Origin of the sequence: Dietzia cercidiphylli, from assembly GCF_039531545.1 — a bacterium.
Classification (GTDB): Bacteria; Actinomycetota; Actinomycetes; order Mycobacteriales; family Mycobacteriaceae; genus Dietzia; species Dietzia natronolimnaea.
The window spans coordinates 26,967-50,945 of record NZ_BAAAQG010000011.1 but is presented as its reverse complement, the minus strand read 5'-3'; the positions used below and the strand labels follow the sequence as shown (position 1 = coordinate 50,945).

20 protein-coding genes and 1 pseudogene are annotated in these 23,979 nt (G+C 70.9%); 10 read left to right on the top strand and 11 right to left on the bottom strand.

Annotated elements, in window-relative coordinates:
• Positions 1 to 257: 257 nt before the first annotated feature.
• Entirely contained in the window at positions 258 to 455 is a 198-nt protein-coding gene (locus ABD250_RS12260) for an antitoxin VbhA family protein (protein ID WP_182657988.1), read from the top strand.
• Positions 456 to 459: 4 nt separating this feature from the next.
• Positions 460 to 1,098: pseudogene (locus ABD250_RS12255) on the top strand (Fic/DOC family protein).
• Here ABD250_RS12255 and bioD read toward each other — a convergent pair.
• The 4 genes from bioD to bioB all read right to left on the bottom strand — a co-directional run bounded on the left by bioD (position 1,067) and on the right by bioB (position 5,637).
• Positions 1,067 to 1,879: an ATP-dependent dethiobiotin synthetase BioD gene (bioD, locus tag ABD250_RS12250; protein ID WP_344392536.1), complete on the bottom strand. Its 813-nt coding sequence runs from the start codon at positions 1,877 to 1,879 to the stop codon at positions 1,067 to 1,069. The pseudogene ABD250_RS12255 and the gene bioD overlap by 32 nt on opposite strands.
• Positions 1,876 to 3,006, bottom strand: coding sequence for an 8-amino-7-oxononanoate synthase (locus ABD250_RS12245; protein ID WP_344392546.1), 1,131 nt, complete (start codon positions 3,004 to 3,006; stop codon positions 1,876 to 1,878). Before ABD250_RS12245 ends, bioD begins: the two co-directional genes overlap by 4 nt.
• Before the next feature lie 107 nt (positions 3,007 to 3,113).
• Positions 3,114 to 4,496: an adenosylmethionine--8-amino-7-oxononanoate transaminase gene (locus tag ABD250_RS12240; protein WP_344392534.1), complete on the bottom strand. Its 1,383-nt coding sequence runs from the start codon at positions 4,494 to 4,496 to the stop codon at positions 3,114 to 3,116.
• A gap of 1 nt (position 4,497) precedes the next feature.
• Positions 4,498 to 5,637 (bottom strand): biotin synthase BioB, encoded by a 1,140-nt coding sequence (bioB, locus tag ABD250_RS12235; RefSeq protein ID WP_344392532.1) that lies wholly within the window; start codon positions 5,635 to 5,637, stop codon positions 4,498 to 4,500.
• A gap of 118 nt (positions 5,638 to 5,755) precedes the next feature.
• Between bioB and ABD250_RS12230 the strand changes: the two genes are divergently transcribed.
• Entirely contained in the window at positions 5,756 to 6,292 is a 537-nt protein-coding gene (locus ABD250_RS12230) for a TetR family transcriptional regulator (protein WP_344392530.1), read from the top strand.
• Positions 6,293 to 6,489: 197 nt separating this feature from the next.
• On the opposite strand, the gene ABD250_RS12225 is transcribed toward ABD250_RS12230, so the two are convergent.
• Together ABD250_RS12225 and ABD250_RS12220 are read right to left on the bottom strand one after the other, a co-directional pair.
• Entirely contained in the window at positions 6,490 to 7,032 is a 543-nt protein-coding gene (locus ABD250_RS12225) for a CAP domain-containing protein (protein ID WP_182659193.1), read from the bottom strand.
• Positions 7,033 to 7,169: 137 nt separating this feature from the next.
• Positions 7,170 to 7,751, bottom strand: a complete 582-nt coding sequence (locus tag ABD250_RS12220) for a CAP domain-containing protein (RefSeq protein WP_182659192.1) — start codon at positions 7,749 to 7,751, stop codon at positions 7,170 to 7,172.
• A 245-nt stretch (positions 7,752 to 7,996) separates the two neighbouring features.
• Between ABD250_RS12220 and ABD250_RS12215 the strand changes: the two genes are divergently transcribed.
• The 3 genes from ABD250_RS12215 (at position 7,997) to ABD250_RS12205 (ending at position 12,011) form a co-directional block, all read left to right on the top strand.
• Positions 7,997 to 9,103 carry a baeRF3 domain-containing protein gene (locus ABD250_RS12215; protein WP_182659191.1) on the top strand — a complete coding sequence of 369 codons (1,107 nt, stop codon included), beginning with the start codon at positions 7,997 to 7,999 and terminating at the stop codon, positions 9,101 to 9,103.
• Positions 9,104 to 9,184: 81 nt separating this feature from the next.
• Positions 9,185 to 11,248, top strand: coding sequence for an oxidoreductase (locus ABD250_RS12210; RefSeq protein ID WP_344392525.1), 2,064 nt, complete (start codon positions 9,185 to 9,187; stop codon positions 11,246 to 11,248).
• Positions 11,249 to 11,345: 97 nt separating this feature from the next.
• Positions 11,346 to 12,011, top strand: coding sequence for a hypothetical protein (locus ABD250_RS12205; RefSeq protein ID WP_182658429.1), 666 nt, complete (start codon positions 11,346 to 11,348; stop codon positions 12,009 to 12,011).
• A 156-nt stretch (positions 12,012 to 12,167) separates the two neighbouring features.
• Here ABD250_RS12205 and ABD250_RS12200 read toward each other — a convergent pair whose 3' ends face one another.
• A complete protein-coding gene (locus tag ABD250_RS12200; protein WP_344392523.1) occupies positions 12,168 to 13,748 on the bottom strand; it encodes an MFS transporter in 1,581 nt (526 codons plus the stop codon).
• A 169-nt stretch (positions 13,749 to 13,917) separates the two neighbouring features.
• Between ABD250_RS12200 and ABD250_RS12195 the strand changes: the two genes are divergently transcribed.
• Entirely contained in the window at positions 13,918 to 14,691 is a 774-nt protein-coding gene (locus tag ABD250_RS12195; RefSeq protein WP_182658451.1) for a SurA N-terminal domain-containing protein, read from the top strand.
• A 45-nt stretch (positions 14,692 to 14,736) separates the two neighbouring features.
• A complete protein-coding gene (locus ABD250_RS12190) occupies positions 14,737 to 16,317 on the top strand; it encodes a hypothetical protein (protein WP_422110524.1) in 1,581 nt (526 codons plus the stop codon).
• 14 nt (positions 16,318 to 16,331) lie between these two features.
• On the opposite strand, the gene ABD250_RS12185 is transcribed toward ABD250_RS12190, so the two are convergent.
• Together ABD250_RS12185 and ABD250_RS12180 are read right to left on the bottom strand one after the other, a co-directional pair.
• Positions 16,332 to 18,005, bottom strand: a complete 1,674-nt coding sequence (locus tag ABD250_RS12185) for a vWA domain-containing protein (RefSeq protein WP_344392518.1) — start codon at positions 18,003 to 18,005, stop codon at positions 16,332 to 16,334.
• Between the two features lie 206 nt (positions 18,006 to 18,211).
• On the bottom strand, positions 18,212 to 19,066 hold the full coding sequence (locus ABD250_RS12180) for a universal stress protein (protein WP_344392516.1): 855 nt from the start codon (positions 19,064 to 19,066) through the stop codon (positions 18,212 to 18,214).
• Between the two features lie 153 nt (positions 19,067 to 19,219).
• On the opposite strand from ABD250_RS12180, the gene ABD250_RS12175 reads away from it, so the two are divergent.
• Positions 19,220 to 19,660, top strand: coding sequence for a Fur family transcriptional regulator (locus tag ABD250_RS12175; RefSeq protein ID WP_182615825.1), 441 nt, complete (start codon positions 19,220 to 19,222; stop codon positions 19,658 to 19,660).
• Between the two features lie 55 nt (positions 19,661 to 19,715).
• On the top strand, positions 19,716 to 21,242 hold the full coding sequence (locus ABD250_RS12170) for a catalase (protein WP_179524388.1): 1,527 nt from the start codon (positions 19,716 to 19,718) through the stop codon (positions 21,240 to 21,242).
• Between the two features lie 153 nt (positions 21,243 to 21,395).
• Here the strand turns inward: ABD250_RS12170 and ABD250_RS12165 are convergent, their stop codons facing one another.
• Positions 21,396 to 22,457 carry a phosphotransferase family protein gene (locus ABD250_RS12165; protein WP_182657959.1) on the bottom strand — a complete coding sequence of 354 codons (1,062 nt, stop codon included), beginning with the start codon at positions 22,455 to 22,457 and terminating at the stop codon, positions 21,396 to 21,398.
• Entirely contained in the window at positions 22,454 to 23,575 is a 1,122-nt protein-coding gene (locus tag ABD250_RS12160) for a TIGR03857 family LLM class F420-dependent oxidoreductase (protein WP_182657958.1), read from the bottom strand. The genes ABD250_RS12165 and ABD250_RS12160 overlap by 4 nt, the downstream gene beginning before the upstream one ends.
• Positions 23,576 to 23,979 lie beyond the last annotated feature (404 nt).

The window sequence follows — 23,979 nt, the reverse complement described above, 5'->3', positions numbered from 1 at the left end:
GTGCCCGGCAACAACGCCAGCGAGTGCCTGATCAGTGGTGGGGCGAATGCGGGTGGACAGGGTGTCCTCCTTGCCTCGTCGTCCGCCTTATTCTACCTGCTCAGGAAAGATTGGCTAGTGCTCGAGCATCTGGGTGAGACACTGCGATATGAGGACGGCGAAAGGCGTTGGCCTGCACGGCTCCGCGCTGAATCGTCCGGGCTCGCGGAGGTCCGAGGCACTTCTGCGGGTCAGTAGCGTGGACTATGCTGGGGTTTATGGACGGTGATGGGGCGACCAAGGCCGAGCGCACCCAACGGCGCGTGCGGGCGATTCGCTCAATTCGCCGGAGTAGCGAGCTTGAAGGGGCTTCCAGTACGGGTGCCACCCGAGCGGACCAACTCGCCTACGCGCGCGGCACGATCAGCGCCGCTGAGCTAGGGGACCGCGTCCGGCGTCGTTACAACGTCGGCTAATCGGGTGGGCCATCCGTGGGGGGCTGGCAGCCACGAAGAGAACTGGCCTGGTTACTTCATCCCGGGCACGACAGTGCTCCGAAATAAGCTTGGTATCGCCTCAGTCGAGGTCCTGCGCGATGCCGAGAACGACCTGGTCGAGGCGCGGCTCATCGAACTTCGTGAGTTCCCTCGACTATTGGGTGAACGCACCTACGACCTGACGTTATTGCAGGCCATCCATCGCCATCTCTTCCAGGATGTCTACGAATGGGCCGGGCATCTACGAACCGTCGGGATCGAGAAGGCTGACGAGGCATTCTGCCCACCAAACTCGATCGCGGTGCCGATGGCGCACGTGGCCAACCGAATCAATGAGTCGAAACGGCTGGCGCTGGTTTAACGACAGAGTCTCCCGGGAACTGGGGCCTACCTCTACGACTACACCAACTTCGCGCACCCGTTTCGAGAGGGGAATGGACGCGCAACGCGGGAGTTCTTTGATCTGCTGCTGTCCGAGACGGGCGTCGGACTGGACTGGCAGGCGACCGAGTCAGAGGAACTACACGGAGCTTGCCATGCGGCGAGATCCAGGGGTGACCTTGAACGAATGGAGAAGATGTTCGCGAAGATCATTGACGCAGAACCCGCTTACGAGTTCTGACGTTCTCTGATCTGAAGGCGGTAAGGAGCTGGCATCTGAGCCACGCCGGAGCGGCCCGGGCGAACTCAGCGGGCGAGAGCATCCCGGCTCCCGCGGGCACCCGGCCCAGCACCGGGATGCCGGTCAGCCTCGGGAGGTCCTCAAGGTTGCACCGTTCTGCGAGGCTCGGGTCGAAGGGCCAGGAACCGATGACGATCCCGGCACAGTGCAGCCCCGCGGCCTCGACTGCGCGCACAGTGAGTTCGGTATCCGACAGCGTGCCCAGGCCCGCGCGTGCCACCACGATCACAGACGCGTCCAGCGAGGCCGCGAGGTCGAGCACGGTGAGGTCTGTCCCAAGCCGCACGAGCACCCCGCCGGCGCCCTCCACCAGGTCGAGCCGTGGGGTCTGATCACCGGAGCCACCGGTTGGTCCGCCAGGCGGATCGGTGGCGGTGGGGGAGGCCAGCCACTCGCGAATCGGGCTGACCAGCCCCTCCAGGGTCGACTGCGGCTGACCCGCCACGCGGGCAGCGGTCTCCGGCGCCAACGGCTCGGCCAGCCGCCGCACCTCCAAGACCCGCCGGGCCCCCGAGAGCCGCGCCGCCACATGAGCGTCCCCGGGCTGCTCGGGGCCGAGGCCGGTCTGGATCGGCTTACAGATGCCCACGTCCAGGCCCTGCGCCCGACCCCACGCAGCCAACGCCGCCGTGGCCACCGTCTTGCCCACGTCGGTACCCGTGCCGGTCACGACAACCGGGCCGACGCTCGGCCCGACGACCTGGCCCGGCCCGGCGGTCATGCGCGGGCCCCTGCGGTGGCCAACGTAGTGGCGCTGGGCGCGGGATCGACGACGTGCCCGTGCTCGGCCAGCACCTGCGCCAGCACCTCGCTGGCTCGCGCCAGATCAGCCTCGGAGATGTCCGCCCGCGCGGTGAGCCGCAGCCGCGCAGTGCCCTCGGGCACCGACGGCGGCCGGAAGCAGCCCACCCGCAGTCCGAGTTCGGCGCAGCGCCCGGCAGCGGAGACCGCGCGTTCGGCATCGCCCAGCACCACCGAGACCACCGCGGACTGCGGGTGATCAGCGCCGGTCACCGCGGCAAGGTGCTCGGCGACCTCCACCACGCGCGACGCCAGATCCGGTTCGCGCCGCAGCACACCCAGGGCCGCGCGGGCCGCCCCCACCGCCGCCGGGGCCAGGCCGGTGTCAAAGATGAAAGTGCGGGCACTGTTGACCAGATGCTCCCGCACCCGCTGCGACCCCAGTACCACCCCGCCCTGCGAGCCGAGCGCCTTGGACAGCGTCGCCGTCACCACCACGTCCTCGCGCCCGGCCAGCCTCAACTCCTCCACGAGTCCCCGACCGCCGTCGCCGCGCACACCCAGCCCGTGCGCCTCGTCGGCCAGCAACACCGCCCTGTGTGCCCGGCATGCGCCGTGTAGTGCGAGTAGGGGCGCCAGGTCGCCGTCGGCGGAGTACACCGAGTCCGTGACGACCAGCGCGCGTTCCTCGGAGCGTCCGGCCAGGGCGCGCGCCACCGCCGCGACGTCACCCCGTTCGACGACGACAACGCGGGCCCTCGACAACCGACACGCATCCACGAGCGAGGCGTGAGAACCTCCGTCCGAGACGATGAGCGATCCCTTCCCGGACAGCGCCACCACGGCCCCGAGGTTGGCCGTGTAGCCGGAGGAGAACACCAGCGCGGCGGGCTGACGGCAGAACTCGGCGAGCTCTGCCTCCAGCGCCAGGTGCTCGTCGGTCGTGCCGGTGACCAGCCTCGATCCGGTGGCTCCGGCACCCCAGCGGCGGGTTGCCGCCACGGCTGCGTCCACCATCTCCGGGTGCAGTCCCAGGCCGAGATAGTCGTTGGAGGCCAGGTCGATCACGCCGTCGCGCGGCGCCCGCGGGGTGAGCACGCGACGCATGTGTCGCGCCCGGCGGTCGGCGGCGGCGTCGTCGAGCCAATCCAGGGCGGGAGAGCGGTCGACGGCCTCGGCCGAAGCGCCGGGTCCAGCGGAAAGCGTCTGCTCAGTCATCGGCCCGACCCCGCCCGCGCGTCCGCAGCTGCCGCCCCGGCCGCGGCTCTCGCTCCGGACACGGCAGCCGCACAGATCTGACCGATCTCCTCATCCGTAGAGGTGTACGGCGGCATCGTATAGATGAGGTCCCGGAAGGGGCGTAGCCACACGCCGTGCGAGGTGATCGCTGTTGTCGTCGTCGTCATCTCCACCGGCTCGGCCAGCTGGATCACGCCGATTGCCCCCAACACCCGCACGTCGACCACACCAGGCACGTCGAGTGCGGACGCCAGCCCGTGGCGCAGGCGCGCCTCGATGCGCGGCACATCGCGCCGCCACCCGCCGCCGGCCACCAGGTCCAACGACGCGCACGCCACCGCGCACGCCAGCGGATTGCCCATGAACGTCGGCCCGTGCGCCAGGCCCCCCGCCTCGCCGGCGCTGATGACCTCGGCCACCCGGTCGGTGGTGAGCGTCGCGGCGAGGGTGAGATACCCGCCGGTCAGGGCCTTGCCCACGCACATCACGTCCGGTGCGACGCCCGCGTGGTCGGCGGCCCACAGCTCGCCGGTGCGGCCGAAGCCGGTGGCGATCTCGTCGAAGATGAGCAGCGTGCCCGTCTCGTCGGCCAACCGGCGCAGGTCGCGCAGGTAACCGGGGTGGTGGAAGCGCATCCCGCCCGCGCCCTGGACCACCGGCTCGACGATGATCCCCGCCAGCTCGTCGGCGCTCCCACGGATCACCCGCTCGAGCTCGGCGACGTAGTCATCGCAGTAGTCGGCGGGCGGGGCGGGCGCGAAGACCTGCTCGGCCACCACCCCGCGCCACATCGAGTGCATGCCGCCGTCGGGGTCGCACACGCTCATGGGCGACAGGGTGTCGCCGTGGTAGCCGCCGCGCCAGGTGGCCAGGCGGGTGCGCCCGGGTCGGCCCATCGAGCGCTGGTACTGGAGCGCCATCTTGGCGGCCACCTCCACCGACACCGACCCCGAGTCCGCGAGGAACACCTTGTTCAGCCCACCCGGCGCCATCCGCGCGAGCCGGGTCGACAGCTCCACCGCCGGCGCGTGGGTGAGCCCGCCGAACATCACGTGGCTCATCGTGTCGACCTGCCGGTGCGCGGCGGCGTCGAGGTGCGGGTGGCGGTAGCCGTGGATGGCCGCCCACCACGAGCTCATGCCGTCGATCAGCTCGCGGCCGTCCGCCAGACGTAGCCGCACCCCGGACGCCGACGCCACCGGCAGCGGCTGCGTGGACGCCGGGAACCCGCCGTACGGGTGCCAGACGTGCTCGGCGTCCGCGGCCAGGAGCGCGGCGGGGTCTGGTGACGAGCGGGTGTCGCCGACGGCGCCCGGATCGACGACGACGAGGCCGGCAGCGGAGGGAGCGGCGGCCATGTCAGGCGTTCGCGGGCTCGCTGGTGCCGGCGCCGCGGGTGCGGATCGCCACCTTCTTCTCCTGCGCGACCGGCGCGGCGGGAGCTGTCACGGGGGCGGCGGCGTGGGCGATCTCGCCGGCCCCGGGCCCGGCCCCGGCCCCGTCGGCGTCCTCCATCCGCAGGACCTCGAGCCCGGCGTCGGCGATCATCTGCAGGTCCTCGCCGCCGGGCTGGCCCTCGCTGGTGAGGTAGTCGCCGAGGAACAGCGAGTTGGCCACGAAGAGGCCCATGCCCTGGAGGTAGCCGAGGTGGCGTTCGCGGCCGGCGGCCATCCGGATCTCGGTGTCGGGGGCGACGAACCGGACCATCGCGAGGATCCGCAGGCAGTCGCGCGGGTTGAGCGTGTCCACGCCCTCGAGCGGGGTGCCGTCGAAGGGCAGCAGGAAGTTCACCGGGATCGAGTCGACGCCCTTGGCGCGCAGGTCGAAGGCCAGCTCGACCAGCTGCTCGCGGGTCTCGCCCATGCCGGCGATGAAGCCCGAGCACGCCGACAGGCCCGCGCCGTGCGCCTGGCTCACGGTGTGCTCGCGGTCGGCGTAGGTGTGGGTCGTGCAGATCTCCTCGTAGTGGCTCTCCGCCGTGTTGAGGTTGTGGTTGTAGGCGTCGGCGCCGCTCGCGCAGAGCTTCTCGGCCTGACCGTCCTTCAGCGCGCCCAGGCAGGCGCACACCTCGACGCCCGGGGTGTCGGACTTGATGGCCTCGATGATGTCCGAGACCTTGCCGACCTCGCGGTTGCTCGGGCCGGTGCCGCTGGCGACCAGGCACACGCGCGAGGCGCCGGCCGCGATGCCCGCCTTGGCCGCGGTGACGGCCTCCTCGGTGTTCAGCCAGGTGTAGCGCAGGATGCCAGCGGTGGAGTTGAGGCGCTGCGAGCAGTAGAAGCAGTCCTCTGGGCACAGGCCGCTCTTGAGGTTGACCAGGTAGTTGACCTTGACCTTGTTGCCGAAGTGCTCGAACCGCAGCCGGGACGCCGCCGCGACTACTTCCATGAGCTCGGCGTCGGACGAGTCGAGCACGGCGAGCGCCTCCGTCGCGTCGATCGCCCCGCCGTCGAGAATGCGGTCCGCGAGCTCGTGCCAACGGGTGGTCGTGGTGGCCATGGTTCCTCCTGAACGCCGTTCATTGAACGCCGTTAAGGTAGCGGGAATTCGCCGACTTGTACAGCGTTCAGGTTGCAGGCGCGTCGGAGCCGCGGGAGGGGCGATAGGGTTACCGGTCGTGGCTCTCAACAAGTCGGCCGTCGTCGACACCGCGCTCGGACTCCTGCACGAAGCGGGGTTGCCCGGCATGTCGATGCGCACGCTGGCGACGCGATTGAACGTCCAGCCGAGTGCGCTGTACTGGCATTTCCCGTCCAAGCAGGCGCTGCTCACCGCGGTGGCCGAGCGGGTCCTGGCGGACGTGGCCCCGGTGGAGGCTCGAGCATCGGCCGCCGACGAACTTCGCGGGGTGTCGCGGGCGATGCGGATCGCTGTCGCGGGGGTGCCCGACGGGGCCGAGATCGTGGCGCTGGGGCTGGCCGCCGGTGCGGTGAACCCGGTGGCCGAGGCGGTCGGGCGGACGTGTGCGCGGCACGGCGGCGGCGAACGGGCGGCGGGACTGACCACGGCGCTCACCGCCTACGTCCTGGGCGTGACCGTCGAGGAGCAGACCCACCACAATCTCGCGGCCGTGGACCCCGCGATGTCACGCGTCGACTACGACTCGCGATTCGACGAGGGGCTCGAGGCGATGCTGGCGGGAATGGCCGGCTGAACCCGCCGACTCGCTGGTCGCCCGTCCCGCGAATCGCCCGGGCCCGCGCATCGACCGGGCCCGCGCATCGACCGGGCCCGCGCATCGAAAAGGACGTTCCGCACACCCGCTTCTCGCGAAACGTGTGCGGAACGTCCTTGTCGACGAGCGCTTTCGTCGACGAGCGCTTTCGACCGGGAAGGGTCGGGCCGGCTCAGCTAGCGGGTGAACACCTGGGTGGCGTAGAGCTTGTTGTCGGCGGCCACGGCGACGCCCACTCCCATCGAGGTGTGGTCGCTGCGCAGCAGGTTGAGCCTGTGGCCGGTGGAGGCCATCCACTGGTTGACCAGCTGCTGAGGGGTGGCGTTGCGCCAGTTCTGCAGCACGTTCTCCGACCAGCGCGTGGTTCCGCTCGGCACCTGGTAGCGCAGGTCGGGGTTGTGGTACATCCGGTTTTCGGCGGCCTGCACCTGGCTCCAGGCGGTGGCCAGCTGAACGAGTGCGTCGTTGGACGGGAGCGACGTCCGGTCGTTGGCCACACGCGCGGCGTTGGTGGCGTCGTGGAGCTGCTGGCGGTACTCGTCGCTCGTGGGGTCGAGCGCCGGGACGGTGCCGCCGCCGCCGACGGCGACGCCGAACGACGAGCCAGGCATGAGGAACTGCTGCGCGGAGGCCGCGGGTGCGCCGAGACCGGCGACCGCCATGGTGGCGGCAGCGCAGACGGCGAGGGGCGTGACGAAACGAGGGGAAGTGCGACGCACGTGGGATCTCCAGTTCTGCACACCCCGAGGGGGAGGGCGCGCAGAGGCAACAGTAGAGAGCAAGTCCCCGTCGGGCTAGCAGGAAAGGAACTCTAGCCGAATTTTCACACTGTTAACCGAAATAACCCCTGGTGGGGCTACCCCCGCTCGAAGTCGAGTACGACGTGGATCACCCCGTCCTCGCCCGCGGCCGTTCCCACTCCCACCTTCGTGAACTCGCCGTCGAGCATCCGCTCGCGCATTCCGGTGTCGGTGAGCATGGCGGTGAGCACGTTCTGTGGCGTGGCCTCCGGGGGCAGGGCCAGGACCGTGCGGTCCCGGTCCTCGCCACTGTCAGGGACCGGGAGGTCGCCGGTCGTGGGGTCGCCCACCGCCAGTTGGTCCGCGCGGACCCCGGCCTCGACGGACAGGATCGCGTCGGTGACCAGGCGTTCGGCACCCACGGCGGTCCGCGCCTCGTTGACCCCGGCCACCACGCTGCCCTCGAACGCCTTACGGGCCACCTCGGGCGGAACCACGACGAGAGGGGCGTCCTGCTCGGCCACGGCGGTGGCCCCCGGTGCGGACGGGCCCGACATCAGTGAGGCGAGGCCGGGGATGTCCAGCGGGAACGGCAGGGCGAGTTCGAGTGACCCCTGGGCGGAGGCCGTGCCGGCGCCCGTGACGAGCAGGAGGGCGGAGGCCCCGGCTGCGACGGCGGAACGGATGGGATGACGCACGTGGGTGTCCTTTCCTGGGTGGCGGCCGGAGCCGGACCCGGCGGGGATCGTTGACTCACATAGTAGTGCCGCGAGTTCACTCACGCATCTTTCGTCACAGAAGTCACATCTGTTACACCGCATGTAGTGGGCTGCCCGGGCCCGGCTGGAGGCGGCTGCGTGTGCCGTGCCCGTGCACATCTCCGACTTGCAACGATCGGCTCGAGAGCCCGCGTCGAGCTGTGATCGGCGTTACGGTCGGAGCCATGACGTCGATCCAACGAACACGGAACATCGATCCGATCACCGCCGCCGACCTGGAGTCGCTGGGCACCGCCTCGGGACCGGCGGTGTCGGTGTTCATGCCGACGCACCGCGGCGGGCCGGAGACGCGGCAGGGCCCGCTGAGGTTGCGCTCGCTGCTCGACCGCGCGCAGGCCGAGCTGGTCACCCGGGGCACACCGGCCGAGGTGGCCGCCGAGCTGCTCGCGCCGCTGCGGGAGCTGGGGAACGAGGACCCCTTCTGGCAGCACACCGCCCACGGACTGGCGCTCTACGCCGCCCCCGGCATCGCACGGGCCTTCCGGCTGGGCACGGAGATGCCGGAACTGGTCCACGTGTCCGACTCGTTCGCCGTCCGCCCCCTGGTCCCGTCCGCGGTCGGCGACGGCGAGTTCCTCATCCTGGCCCTGAGCCAGAACTCGGTGCGCTTGTTCGAGGCCACCCGGGGTTCGGTCCACGAGCGGGACATCGGCACCGCGCCGGCGTCGATGGAGGACGCCGAGGGTCGCACCGAGCGCGAGCCCCAGCTGCAGCACCAGGCGGCGGCCGGGGGCACCGCCGCCTTCCACGGGCACGGGGCCGGCGGCGAGGTGGACCGCGTGATGCTGCAGAAGTTTTTCCGTCAGGTGGCAGCGGGTATCGACGAGCTGCTCGCGGGGCCCGATCGCCGACCGCTCGTCCTGGCGGCGGTGGCCGAGCACCACCCGATGCTCAGGGACGAGCTGTCCTATCCCCACCTCCTCGACGAGGTGGTGGCCGGGAACCCGGACCATGCCAGCGGGGCGGAGTTGCAGGAGAAGGCGTGGCCGATCGTGCAGCCCGTCCTCAGCGCGGACGCCGCCGCCGCGACCGAGCGGTTCGGGGAGGCCCTCGGCACCGGGCTCGGGGTGAGCGACCCCAGAGAGATCGTCACCGCGGCCGCCGAGGGCCGGGTGGAGACGCTGATCCTCACCGGGGCGGCCTGTCGTCCGGAGGATCAGCCGGGAGACCTCGACGACGCCGTGGGCCACACCTGCGCCACGTCCGGTCGGCTCGTGGTGCTCGAGGCTCTCCCGCACGGCAACTCGGTCGGCGCGATCCTGCGCTACTGACCGTGGTGCCGCACTCGGCTCTCGCGCGACACGACCTTACCCGTGGGTAAGGTCGTGTCCGGTCAGGGCACAATGGGTCCCATGAGCTCCAGCCACCCGCACTTGACCAGCCCCCTCGTCGTCGGGCCCCTCACCCTTCGCAACCGCGTGGTCATGGGGTCGATGCACACCGGACTCGAGGACCGCAGCAAGCACCTGCCCGAGCTCACGGCCTACTTCGCCGAGCGGGCGCGCGGCGGCACCGCCATGATGGTCACCGGCGGGTTCTCCCCCGACGTGGAGGGCTGGCTGCTCCCTGCCGGGTCGATGATGGCCAGCCGGCGGATGGCGGACAAACACCGCGGCCTCACCGATGCCGTCCACGCCGAGGGCTCGCACATCCTGCTCCAGCTGCTGCACGCCGGCCGGTACGGCTATCAACCGTTCGTCCGCTCGGCCTCGTCCACCAAGTCCCCCATCAGCATGTTCAAGGCGCGGGCCCTCAGCTCGCGGGGCGTCGAGCGCACCATCGACCACTGGGTGCGGGCCGCACGACTGGCGCGCCGGGCGGGGTACGACGGCGTCGAGATCATGGGCTCCGAGGGGTACCTGATCAACCAGTTCCTCGCGGCCCGGACCAACCAGCGCACCGACTCCTGGGGCGGCACCGCGAGCAAGCGAATGCGGTTCCCCGAGGAGATCGTCCGCCGGGTCCGCGCCGAGGTCGGCCCGGACTTCCTGATCCAGTACCGAATCAGCGTGCTCGACCTGGTGACGGACGGGCAGACCTGGGACGAGACCGCCGAGCTCGCCCAGCGCCTCGAGGCCGCGGGGGTCGACGTGTTCAACACCGGCATCGGCTGGCACGAGGCGCGCATCCCCACCATCGTGACCTCGGTGCCACGGGCGGCGTTCGTCGACCTGGCGGCCCGACTCAAGCAGACCGTGGGGGTCCCGGTGATCGCGTCCAACCGCATCAACACCCCCGACGTGGCCGAGCAGATCCTCGCGAGCGGGCAGGCCGATCTGGTGTCGATGGCGCGGCCGCTGCTGGCGGACGCGGCGTTCGCCGCCAAGGTCGCCGAGGGGCGGGCCGACGAGATCAACATCTGCATCGCCTGCAACCAGGCCTGCCTCGACCACACCTTCGCCAACAAGCGCGCGTCCTGCCTGGTCAACCCCCGCGCGGGCCGGGAGACGGAGCTGGTGCTCACCGTGGCCCCCTCGCGCCGCCGGGTGGCCGTCGTGGGTGCGGGCCCGGCCGGCCTGGCCTGCGCGGAGGCGGCCGCGTCACGCGGGTTGGCCGTGGAGGTGTTCGAGGCCGAGGACGAGATCGGGGGGCAGTTCCGCTACGCCATGCGCGTACCGGGCAAGGAGGAGTTCGCGGCGTCCCTGGCCTACTTCAGCCGCCGCCTCGACGTTCTCGGGGTTCCCGTACACCTGGGCCGGCGCGCCGCCGCCTCGGATCTGGCCGGGTTCGACCACGTGGTCGTGGCGACCGGCGTCCGCCCGCGCGAGCTGGACCTGCCGGGCGCCGACCATCCGATGGTCATGACCTACCCCGAGCTGCTCACCGGTACGCGCAGGCCCGGTCGACGCGTGGCCGTGATCGGTGCCGGCGGGATCGGCGTCGACGTCTCGGGATTCCTGCTGGCCGGCGGGCCGGGATTGGATCTCGACGGCCGCCGCGCCCACGGACACTCCACCGACGTAGAGGCGTGGAAGCGGCACTGGGGGGTGACGGACCCGGCCGTCGATCGCGCGGGCCTGGGCACCGCTGTCCTGGACGACCCCGCGCACGAGGTGCATCTGCTCCAGCGCAAGACCACCTCGATCGGCAAGGGCCTGGGCAAGACGACCGGCTGGGTCCACCGCGCCGAGCTCAAGTCGGGCGGAGTCCAGCAGTACACCGGGGTGACCTACGAGAAGATCGACGACGACGGGCTGCACATCCTCGACGCCGAGGGCGCTCATCAGGTCGTTCCGGTGGACTCTGTCGTGGTGTGCGCGGGCCAGGAGTCGGTGCGCGACCTCGCCGATGAGTTGGCCGGTCCCGGAGCCGCGGCGGGGAGCCGGGTCCACGTGATCGGCGGCGCCGACGTGGCCGCCGAGCTGGACGCCAAACGCGCCATCAAACAGGGCGTGGAGCTCGCGGCCACCCTCTGAGGCGCTCGCCAAGGGCGGATGGCCGTTGCGGCCTCTGCGTCTGAGGCCATTCCCGCATTGGTGCGCTCTACGATTTAAATCAACTAACCTTTATCCTATGTCTGACGCCGCGCACCGTCGCCTCGTGACCGGGTTGGCCCTCCTCGTCGTGGTGCTCGCCGTAGCCGCCGCCGCATTGGTCTGGTTCATCGTCGATCGCAGCCCCGAGTCCACAGCAGTCCCCGAGGCGAGCGTTGCCCACACCGAACCACGGGAGTGGGTCACCAGTGCCGCCGCGGCGCCAGGCGCCGACGACACCCCGGCGAACAAGACCCCGGGACCGGCTCAGGCCACAGAGGCGGCGGGCCAGGCGCCGGCATACTCCTACGACGTCTTCCAATCGCCGACCGGCAACATCGTCTGCCAGGTCGGAGGCCAGTTTGCCGCGGTCTTCGGAGGGGACAGCACACCACGCGCGGCCTGCTACGTCGGCAGCTTCAGCGGACAGGCGCCAAGGCCGACTTGCCAGGGAGGGGTGTCATCGATGGAGGGGGCCGCAGCGGTCGACTCCCGCGGCCGGGCGGTGCAGGGCATGTGCGCCGGCGGGCAGCCCTTCGACTACCGGGGAGGCCCTTCAAGCCTCCCCGTCCTGCCCTACGGTCAGGCCACCTCCGACGGCCAGGTGACCTGCACCAGCCGAGAAGACGGAATGACCTGCGAAGACTCAGGCAGCGGCGAGCGGTTCACCGTCTCCCGGCAGGCCGTCTCGTTGAATGGCAGCTAGCCCCGGTGTTTCGCGGGGATCTGTGAATTTCCAGGTGCGAGCTCGCGGAGTCGACCTACAAACGCGGTTCGGATGACACCCGATCGGCGTGTGGAGCGACCCCACAGGCGAGTTCGGGGCCGCGAGTCTGGTGCGTGGACCGAACAGCGAGGCCACTCAGGCGCAGCGCTTCTCGCGGCGGCGGTCGACGACGCTGAACGCCAGCGCTCCCGCGGCCAGCGCGGCGATCAATCCCAGGGCCGCCCGGAACGCGAGCAGCCAGTCGTCCTGGGACTCGACGATCCAGAACAGCACGCCGGGAACGACCGCCGTGCCGATGGCGGTGCCCATGCGCTGGCCCAGTGAGATGATGCTCCCGGCCACCCCTCCGTACGCGGGGTCGACCGCCCGCAGCGTCAACGTCTGATTGGGGGAGATGGTCATTCCCTGGGCGGTGCCCATCAGCGCGGCGGGAGCCATGAAGATCAGGTAGCCCACCGCCCCGGATTCGACCAACCCCGCCAGCAGGATGAATGTGGCCAGTGCGGTGAGGGTGAGACAGAACCCCACGATCACCAACCGACGCCCGAGCTTCAGCACGAACCGTCCCGCGACCTGGGCGGACACCGCGGCACAGATCGAGGCGGGCAGGCTCACCAATGCGGAGTCGATCGGCGCGTACCCCAGGTGGAACTGCAGGTACATGGGCATCACGATCCACAGGCTGGTCCCGCCCATGAAGTAGATCGAGACGATGATCATGCCGTTGCGGAACGCCGGGTCGCGGAAGATCTCGGGATTGACCAGCGGCGGGCGACCGACCCGCTCGTAGTGGCGCTCCCACCAGGCGAACGCCGCGAGCAGGGCCACCCCGAGCGGCACCAGCGCCCACAGCGCGGGGTGGGCCCCGCGGTTGAGGAAGGGCAGCATCACCGAGAGCACGGCCGCCCCGAGCAGCACGATTCCGACCGGGTCCAGGTCGAGGCGGCGGCGTGCTGGCTTCCGCGGCGGTGTCACCGGCGCGGGGGCGTTGGTCGCGGCCGCGGCCCGGGAGGCGGCGTGCTCGTCGTCGTCGTTCTCCAGGTAGGCCAACGCGCCCGCGCGCGCCCTGGATCCGCCGACGTCGCGGCCGTCGTGGGCGGTCCGGGGCAGTGCGCGGTCGTCGGGCAACCACCGCAGTCCCAGCACCAGGGCGAGCACGCCGAGCGGCACGTTGACCAGGAACATCGCGCGCCACCCGAGGTCGTCGCCGAGAGCTTCGATGAGCAGGCCGCCGACCAGTGGGCCCGAGGCGGTGGCCACCGAGACCGTGGTGGCCATGGTGGCGAACGCGCGGGCGCGGGCCGACCCGCGGAAGTACTTCTGGATGAGTCCGAAGGTCTGCGGGTTGAGCATCCCGGACCCGATGCCCTGGACCACCCGCGCGGCGTTGAGCATCTCGATGTTCTGCGCGAAACCGGCGATGACGGCCCCGACGGTGAAGACGGCGACCCCGGCGAGGAAGAGCCGCTTGCGGCCGGTCGCGTCACCGAGGCGCCCCGAGGGCACCAGCAGCAGGCCGAACGACAACGCGTACCCGGAGACCACCCACTGCAGGCCACTGGAGTCGGCCTCGAGGGCCGGGCCGATCACGGGCAGCGCCACGTTGATGACCGACAACGCGAGGAGCGCCATGAACAGCGGGACCATCAGGGTGGTGAGGACCCGCGCCGTACTCACGGGCGGCTCGGCCGCGGGAGTCACTGGCTGGTCGGTCACCCGGGAGATGGTATCCGTGGGCCAGCGGGAGGCGGCCGGTCGTCGCGCGGCGGGCGCCCCCGTGCGCGTACCCAGGTCGCGCGGGTCCGGGTCCCGCGTGCACAGGTCCCGCCTAACTCCGGTGTGTAACCTCGGCGGACTGATGCACCCATCAACGTCAGGAGATCGAGTGCTGAAGAACAAATGGCGGCTGGTAGCGGTCGCGGCGGCGTCCGTGCTCATCGTGGCGGGCTGCAGTGCCCCCGGCGACGGTGAGGGCGCCCCGGAGGGCGAGCCGACCGCAGCGACCGAGCAGGCCGACGCCCAGGCAGACGCCGACCAGGACGGCGCGGGCCCGAACACCGACGACATCCCGGATCCGGTGGCCGAGGTCAACGGCACCGAGATCACCAAGGACGAGTTCGTCACCGTCTTGCAGGGCCAGTACCAGCAGATGACCATGCAGGCGCAGATGACCGGGCAGCCCGTGGACGAGGACCAGCTCAAGGCGCAGACCCTCGAGGGGTTGGTCGGGAGCGAGCTGCTGCGCCAGGAGGCCGTGGAGCGCGGGCTCGAGGTCTCGGACGCCGAGATCAACACCGCGCTCGCCGGGTTCGCCGAGGCCAACCAGGCCAGCGAGGACGAATTCTTCGCGGCGATGGGGGAACAGGGTCTGGACCGCGACGCCGTGATGGAGCAGATCGAGAAGCAGCTCCTCGTGGACAAGCTGATCGTCGACGAGTACGGCGAGTTCTCCGCGACCGACCAGGAGATCGAGGCCGCCTACGAGCAGTTGGTGCAGCAGCAGGCGATGTCCGGAGGCCAGGCCGGCGGTGGACTGCCCCCACTCGAGCAGGTTCGCGGTGAGGTCGAACAGCAGCTGGTGGCCGAGCAGCAGGCGCAGGCCATGCAGACGCTCTCCGAGGAGTTGCGCGAGGACGCGGACGTGACCGAGCACCTCTAGCGGAACCGGCAGTAGGGCGCCTGAGTCCGTGGTGGAATCGGCTCCATGGGCGCACCGGGCAGGATTTACGCGGCAGGCACCGCGACACTGACTGCGGCACTGAGAACGGCGGTGACCGCTGCTCTGGCCGCGACGGTGACGGGTGTGGTGGTCCTGAGCGCCACGACGGCCGTTGCGCAGCCGCACGCCGCGCACCCGGTGGCAGCACCGCCCGGACTCGGCCCCGCCGGCACCTCCACGGTCCACGGGGACGTGGCCTCCACCGACACCATGCCCGGTCGCGGGCCGGGTGCGAACCCCGCGATCGTGGGCGCGCTGACGGGGGCCACCTGCTCGACCGTGTTCGTCGGCACCGACGGCATGCCCGTCGCGCTGTGCACCTCCTACGTGGGGCTCCAACCGCCGACCCCGCTCGCCCCGACGGTCAAGCTCTTCCATCCCGACACCGCGGCGGTGCTCGCGGAGGTGCAACTGGCCAAGGGCGCGCTGTTGGGCGGTGTGTACGGATACCTCGACGAGCTCGACCGGGTGGTGGTTGCCGACGGCAACCGCAAGCTCCTCGCCGTCGGGCACCACCGCGATCCGGACGGCACCTGGCGCATGTCGGTCGAGGTCCTGGCCGACCTGTCCGCGGGCGTCCCCGACGGGGACGCGGTGACCGGCCTGATCCCGGCGTTCGACGGACGGGTCTGGTTCGCGACGTCCGGCGGGGTGGTGGGAACCGTCCTACCGGGCGACGACGACACTGTGCGCACCCTCGCACTACCCGCAGGGGAGAGGATCACCAACGGGCTGACGGTCCGTCCGGGCGGGGCGTCGATCATCACCACGAGAGCGCTCTACGAGGTGGACGCGGCGCCGGACGGGACCCCGGTGGTGCGCTGGCGGCACGGCTACGAGGTGGGCCCGGCGCGCAAGCCCGGACTGCTGGCGCACGGCTCGGGAACCACGCCCACGTACTTCGGCCCGGGCGACTCGCTGGTGGCGATCACCGACGACGCCGAGCACCCCGATCTGATCGTCCTGCGCCGAGCCGACGGCGCCGAGGTGTGCCGGATGCCGGCGTTCGCGACCTCGCTCGCGCCGGCCTCCGCCGCTCCGGACGGTGTGCTGATCGAGGGGCCCGCGGCCACGGAGAACTCGATCATCGCGGTCTCCGACGCGCTGGTGCTGGTCAACACCTACGGGTACGAGTACCCGCCGTTCGCCGTCGACGGCCCGGCCGTGCCCGCCTCCGCGCCGTACACCGGAGGGATGACCCGGATCGACGTGCGGACCGACGGGACCGGAGGCGCGGACGGCACCTGCTCCCGGGCCTGGACCTCGCTGTCGCGGACGGCGTCGCTGCCCAAGCTCACCACCGGTGACGGGCTGATCCACGCACTGGCGTACGGCCCGCGGGGTGTGCACCCGGCACTGGATCAGGGGCTGGCCCAGAAGTTCGGCCCGGTGGACGTGACCTCGACGGATGTGGAGACCGGCCGGGAGGTGGCGCGCTCCTTCGTGGGCGTGGCCCCGCTGGACGAGCCGATGGAGCTCACCGGCACCGTGGTCTCCCGCGGCGAGGCCCCGAGTGTCATGTGGCAGCCTACGCTCACGCGCATGCTCCGGATCGGCCCCGCCTGACCGCCAGCCAGCAACTATTCGATGAACACAGCGCGGGCCACCGTCACTTGCTCGAACGGCGCCGACTGCGAACTCGGCGCCTTCAGCGCAGTCCATGTCCCGCTGGTGTTGTCGAAGATCCTGCCTTCGGCGGGCTCCCAGAGCCACTGCTGCCCCGCGCAGATGAACCGTTCGGTGGCGTCCGTCCTGATATTGCCGAGTTGGACACTGAACCAGCATCTGTCGCCGTTCGTGAGATCCACGTAGACCGGGACAGGTTCCGAGCCGCTCCGTGGATCGTAACCGCCGTCAAGTACCTGGACCCTCGCGTGGCGTGTGAACTCCAGTCCGTCGGTGGACTGCCGGTCGGGGCACCATGCAGTAGCCCCGTCGGTGGAGCAGAAGTAGACGGAGCCGTCCGTGTGCATGCGGCCGCAACGGAACAGTTCGTCGTCCATGGAGCTACAGCCCCAGCCGGTGTTCTCACCGTCCCGCATATCGAGGCCGGGTGCGAGTGATCCGTCGTCCAGGTACGGGTCATAGATGATGACTTCGGTCTGGCCGCTCTTCATGGTGGTTCTTCGGGAATCGCCGGAGGTCGAGCCCGAGCCTGCCGCCGACGAGGCCACCGTGCCCGGAAGGCATCGGCAGAGTGCGACCGTGGTGACCACATCGTCGTCGACCTTCACCTTCCAGGCGGTGCCGGCCTCACGGCTCGCGACGAACAGGCGGGTGTCCGCGTCCGTGGACCGGCTGGGATCCTCGACGGCCTCGCCGTACAGTTCGACCGCCTTGCTCACCGGATCGCCTACCGCCAGGCCGTCGACGGTGCGGCCGGTGTGGGGGCGGACCTCGATGACGGTGCCGGAGGGGTCGAAGACGTAATCGCAGTCGATGTAGGTGATGACAGTGTTCTCGCCGTCTGCCGTGCCGGTGGACTGGCCGGGGAAGTCCTGGTGGGCCTGCACGATGTCGTCGTAGTGCGTGCCCACGTCGATTCCGCCGAGTCCGGTGGGGGTCAGCGCCGCCGCGTTGCTGTCCACGTCGCGGGCGGCCATGAGTCGGGTCGCGAGCTGGTCGGCGTCGTCTGCGGTCACGAACAACCCGTCGGTGGTGCGGGCGATACACGCGAGCTCCGGAGTCGCCGTCTTGAATCCCACGGTGGAGATCCGGAGGCCGGGGTTCTGCTCGCGCAGCTCAGCGGCGGCCTCGCACGGCGGGTCTCCGCAGCTGTCCTCGCCATCGGAGATCACGATCACGGCCGTCTCACCGTCGGGCAGGAGTCCGGCGGCCTGGCGGAGCGACTCGGCGATGGGCGTGTAACCCTGCGGCACCACCCCGTCCACCAGGTCGACGAGGGACTGCCGGTGCCCGTCGTCGCCGAGACCTGCGGGCGTCGCGAGGGTGGTGACGTCCCGGCAGCCCGCGGCCTGGGACCCGGGGGCATCATCGGTGGAGGTGCCGTACGTGACCAGGCCGAGGACCGCGTCATCGGGTAGTACGGCGAGCAAGCCATCGGCCGCGGCCTTGGCGGCGTCGATCCGGGGCCCGGGGGCATCGTCGACGAGCATCGAGGCCGAGGCGTCCACGACGAGGACCGTGGGCACGCCCGTGGCCGCAGCTGCGTCGGCGCTGCCGTCCGAGCCTTCGCCGCCGATGGAGCCGCAGGCGGACAGGCCCATCGCCAGAGCGACGGTCGATGCGGTCACCGCCCGTGACCAGTGGATCCGGGAGCGGCCGTGTCGAGCGGGCCGACCGAATCGAGAGGGTGGAGCAGGGCGCATCCCGTGATGATGACAGCGGTCGGCGCCCTCGTCTGTCCCCCGAACGAGTGACAGGTGACGACTCGGCGGCCAGTGGCGAACGTGGTAGCCGAAGCGCCGGGGGTTCGGTCCCGGAGGCGTGTGTCAGCCGGTCAGTCGGCGGGGCGGACGACGGCGACAGCGCACGGCGCGGTCTGGAGCAGTCGCCGACTGACCGAACCGAGCAACAGGCCGGCGAACCCGCCGTGTCCGCGCGATCCGGTCACCAGGAGCGCGGAGCCCTCGGCCTCGGTGGCGATGGTGGTGGCGGGTTCGCCCACCACGAGGACCAGGTCGACGGTCACGCCCGGGTGGCGGGCCTCGTGCGGGGCGAGAGCGTCGGTGACCGCCTTCTCGTCCTCGGCCAACACGCTCTCGGCGAGCTGGTCCAGGTCGAACAGCGAGGCACCCGGGAGCCGGGGTACCTCGACGGAGTGGACCACCCGCAGGGTGGTGCCCCGCCTCTCGGCCTCGGCGAAGGCGAACGCCGCGGCGGGGTCCCCGGCCTCGGATCCGTCGGCGGCCAGCACCACCGGGCCGCTGGCGGGGCCCTCCGGTGTGCGCGGGGTGATCACGAGGACGGGGCATCTCGCGTGTTCGACCACCCCGGCGGAGGTGGACCCCATGGCGAAGTCCTCGCGGGCGGTGAGTCCGCGGCTGCCCACGACGATCGCCGAGGCGTATCCGGTGGTCTCGACGAGCGCGCCGACGGGGCTGTCGGCGACCACGCGGTAGGTCGCCGGGACCTGTCCGACGAGGTCGGTGAGCTGGTCCCGCATGGCTCCCTCGACGTTGGCGCGGGCGGTCTCGTCGAAGGCCACCACGCGTCCGACGGCGCGGTCGGCCGAGACCACCTCGAGCCCCGCGTCGTGGTCGCGTGCCCAGTTCGCGGCCCAGGCCACGGCCCGGCGGGCGTCCCGCGAACCGTCGTAGCCGCATACGACCGGTCCGGTGGCGGTTTCCGTCATGGCGTCCTCCTGCGGGTTCGGCGTCGCGGATCAGCCTAGTCGGCGGGTACGACGGCGTCCGGGGGGAGCAGCAGATGCGCAGCCGACATCGTTACCAAAGCGGAACCAGTCCTTTTCTGGACCAGTTCCAGAAAGTCGGCTAGGGTGAGGCCCATGACGACGCAGATGGAGGATCCGGGAGCGCTGCTCCGGACAGCCGGGTTGAGGGTCACCTCTCCCCGGTTGGCGGTCCTCGCCGTCGTCGACAGTCGTCCCCACATCGCGGCGGAGGACGTCGCGGTACTGGTCCGGGAGCGGCTGGGCGCGGTGTCCACGCAGACCGTCTACGACGCGCTGCGTGTGTGCACCGACGTCGGACTCATGCGGCGCATCGAACCGGCCGGCTCGCCGGCCCGGTACGAACGCCGCACGGGGGACAACCACCACCACCTCGTGTGCCGGCAGTGCGGCCGGATCGAGGATGTCGAATGCGCGGTGGGGCATGCGCCCTGCCTGCAGGCGGACCACGATCACGGCTTCCTGATCGACGAGGCCGAGGTCAACTACTGGGGCACATGTCCCGAATGTCAGGCGGGCCGTGCCCGGCTCGGTTAAGACTGAGACCCAGACCACATCGCCCATCACCCCACCACAACGAGGAGCACCAGACGTGACCACGCATCCCGCCGACCGCGGCGTACGCGACTTCCAGCCCAAGTCCGCCACCACCACCGACAGTGGCCAGCCGGTACCGAGCGACGAGTTCAGCGCCCGGTTGGGCGAGCTGGGTCCGCAGCCGATCCACGACTTCTACCTGATCGAGAAGCTCGCCCACTTCAACCGCGAGAACGTCCCGGAGCGTCTGCCCCACGCGAAGGGCTCGGGCGCCTTCGGCGAGTTCGTCACCACCGAGGACGTCTCGGACATCACCTGCGCAGGCCTGTTCCAGCAGGGCGTCACGACCCCCATGCTCGCCCGCTTCTCCACCGTCGCCGGCGAGAAGGGCAGCCCCGACACCTGGCGTGACCCGCGCGGCTTCGCGCTGAAGTTCTACACCGACGAGGGCAACTACGACATGGTCGGCAACAACACGCCGGTCTTCTTCGTCCGCGACGCCCTCAAGTTCCCGGACTTCATCCACTCGCAGCGCCGCAAGAACGCCTCCGGCCTGCGCAACCACGCCATGCAGTGGGACTTCTGGACCCTGAGCCCCGAGTCGACCCACCAGGTCACCTGGCTCATGGGCGACCGCGGCATCCCGGCCACCTGGCGCAACATGGACGGGTTCGGCTCGCACACCTACCAGTTCATCAACGCCGAGGGCGTGCGCCACTGGGTCAAGTTCCACTTCAAGACCAACCAGGGCATCGACTTCCTCACCCAGGACGAGGCCGACAAGCTCGCCGGTGAGAACGCCGACTACCACCGTCAGGACCTCTACGAGTCCATCGCCAAGGGCGAGTTCCCGTCGTGGGACCTGCACGTCCAGGTGATGCCCTTCGACGAGGCGGAGACCTACCGCTTCAACCCGTTCGACCTCACCAAGGTCTGGTCGCAGAAGGACTACCCGCTGCGCAAGGTCGGCACCATGACGCTGAACCGGAACCCGCAGAACCACCACGCCCAGATCGAGCAGGCGGCGTTCGCGCCGACCAACATCGTCAAGGGCATCGGCTTCTCGCCCGACAAGATGCTCCTCGGCCGTGTCTTCGCGTACCCGGACATCCAGCGCTACCGCATCGGCGCCAACTACCAGCAGGTGCCGGTCAACCGACCGCTCTCGCCGGTGAACTCCTACTCCAAGGAGGGCGCCATGCAGTACGAGTTCCCGCACCCGGCGCAGGCCGAGTACGCCCCCAACACCCTCGACGGCCCGGTCGCGGACCCGGCCAAGGCGTTCGACTTCGGTGACTGGGACACCAAGGGCTCGGAGATCTACCGCGGGGACGTCTCGCCGCACTCCGACGACACCGACCAGGCGCAGGCCACCACGCTCTACCGGGAGGTCCTCGACGACGCGGCCCGCGAGCGTCTGGCGTCCAACATCGCCGGTCACGTGAGCAAGATCGACCCCTCGGAGACCGAGCTCCTCGAGCGCGTGTACGCCTACTGGGCGGCCGTCGACCAGGGGCTGTGCGAGGCCGTCAAGGCCGGCGTCGAGTCCGGTCCGCGCGGCAACCACCGTCGCCAGGAGTGACCACTCCGTAGCCGAGCATGTTTCGGTCGAGCACGCGTCGGCCGAACTCGACTGAGACGAAGGGCCCGATCCCGCGACCAGCGGGGTCGGGCCCTCCTCGTGCGCCGGCTTCCGGGGCCCCGTCAGCCGCCGCGGACCAAGGTCAGGGCCCAGTCAGCCGCCGCGGACCACGGTCAGGGCGTCGTGGTCGGCGATAGCCCGACAGGCCCGCCGCATGAGCAGGGCGAACATCTCGTCACCGCGCGGGGTCCGGGTGCCGTACATCCAGCCGAAGATCCCGAGCACCGGGGTCTGGAGCAGCCCGTAGACGTAGTCGTCCCAGCAGGTCTCGAGGGAGTACCCGGTCACCCCGTGCCCGACGAGCGCGCGGTGGTAGTCGGCCACGATCCCGCGTTCGGCGGCCCGGCGGTCGGCGACGTCCAGGCTGGAGCCGAGGAAGCCGCCGAGGTCGCGCCCGGGCAACCCCACCGTGAGGGTCTGCCAGTCGCAGGCCAGGGACGGCCGCTCCCCGGAGGGGTCGATCAGCATGTTGTCGGCGCGGTAGTCGGCGTGCAGCAGCGCGAAGCGATCGGACCGCCCGTTGGCCCAGTCCGCGATCAGCGGCGCGATCTCGGACAGGATCCGTCGCTCGTCGTCGTCGAGCCGGTCCCCCAACTCGGCGAGGAAGGCCTCCAGCGCCGGCCCGCCGAGTTCCTGGAGGGTGACGTTGTCCTCGGCGGAGGGGCAGGAGAGGCCGTCGATGCCGCGCAGTGCCGGATCGCACCAGCGCGGGCCGTGCAACCCGGCCAGGTTGACCGCGCAGTCGCGGGCGTCCTCGACGGTCAGCCCGGTGAGCTGGTCGCCCTGGACCAGCGGCGCCACGTCGTCGAGCACGAGCGTGAACTCGCCCTCCCGCTCCCCGAGGGCGGCGAACCGCGCCCGCGGAACCCGCACGGCCACCGTCGGCGCCAGGTCGCGGTAGAACAGCACCTCGCTCCGGTAGACGCCGTGCAGCAGCGGCCGCATGCCCTCGTCGGGGTTCGGGAGTTTGACGAACAGCGTCGGCGGGAGCCCGTCACCGTCCACGTGGGCCACTACGCAGCAGCCGATCTGGCCGGTCCCCACCGCCTCGGTCCGTGCCGACCGGACCTCGGTGCCGAGCGCCCGGGTGAGCCACCCCGCCGTCACCTCCTCCGGCGTGCAGACCACGGAGGCGCTCGAGTCGACGCTGGTCATGTCTGGGGGTCCTTCCGCAGGTGGAGACGTCCGGGGTTGGGTGCGAGATGGTCGAACCGGCGGGGGTCCCGCCGGCGATGCCAGGCGGCCAGGACCGGGGCGAGCTCGTCGGGGGTCGCGCCGTGCAGGACGACGGAGTCCGCGCCGAGCGCGAGTTGACCCTCGATGCGGTCGGCGCAGTGCTCGGCGCTGCCGACCGCGGCGCAGGCGAGCCACTCGTCCGGGAGCACGTCGCGGGCGTGACGCAGGATGTCGAGGTCGTCGGTCGCGTCGAGCGCACCGGAGTGGGCGGACAGGCGCTCGTCGGCGCGGAACCGCTCGAGGCCCGCCGGGTCCCAGCCGTTCACCCGGACCAGCACATCGCCGTACCCGGTGAGGTAGGTGGCCAGGCGGCCGACGAGTTTGCGCAGCCGCGCGGTCTCGTCGAGCGAGTCCTCGATGGTGGCCATCACCGACCAGATCCGCACCTGCGCCGGGTCGCGGCCGGCCCGTTCGGCGGCCTCGCGGACCAGCCGGACGGATCTGGCGACGGCGGTGTCGGACATGAAGGTGTGCAGGACCACGCCGTCGGCGATCCGTCCGGCGAGCCGGAGCGAGTTGTCGCCCATGGCCATGAGCAGCACCGGGATGTCCTCGTCGAACGAGGGGTCCTGCACGAGATAGGGATAGCTCCCCGCCGGGCCGTCGTGCCCCGCCACCGACCCGCCCCGCCACAGGGTGCGGTAGATCCCCGCCGCGTCCTCGAGCTGCGCCGACGTGACGTGGGGCAGGCCCATGATGTCGAACAGTATGGGGATGCCGCGGCCCAGCCCGAAGGCGTACCGCCCGCCCGACATGCGGTGCAGGGTCGTGGCCATGGTGGCGGTGACCAGCGGATGCCGGGTGTTGTGGTTGGTCGCCGCGGTGCCCACGCCGATCCGGCTGGTGGCCGCCACGGCAGCGCCGGCCATCACCGCGGCGTCCTTGAGGGCGAACCGCTCCGACAGCAGGATCGACCCGAGTCCCAACTCCTCGGCGCGCGCGGCCTCTGTGATGAGGTCGGCCGGCGACGCGCTGTGCCCGGCGAGTCCGTAGCAGGCGAGCTCGGGCATGAGGTGGGCAGCTGCAGCGTGGGGCATGGGCGCCTTCCGGCGGTGGATGGTCACGCAGATATTGAGTGACAGGTGTCACATTAGCCCGCCTGCGGAGTCCACCACCGGGTGTTGCCGCAGACGCCGTCGGCCCGGTGTGGGTATTGCTGGGTCCTTGGGCCGCGCCGGGCCGCGCCGGGCTGCTGCGCCGGGCTGCCGCGCCGGGCCGCGCCGGGCTGCCGCGCCGGGCTGCCGCGCCGGGGTACGCGTGCGGAATGTCGCGCTCCGTTGGCCGCGCCGGGGTGCGTGTGCGGAATGGACCAAAGAGGGCACGCAACCCGGCCGGGCCTGGGCAAAGAGGACACGTAGGTCGGGACGGAGGGGACCAAGGGGACCAAGGGGACCAAGGGACGCCGGAGGGATACCGAGGGGCCGTGGAAGAACCCGGGCCA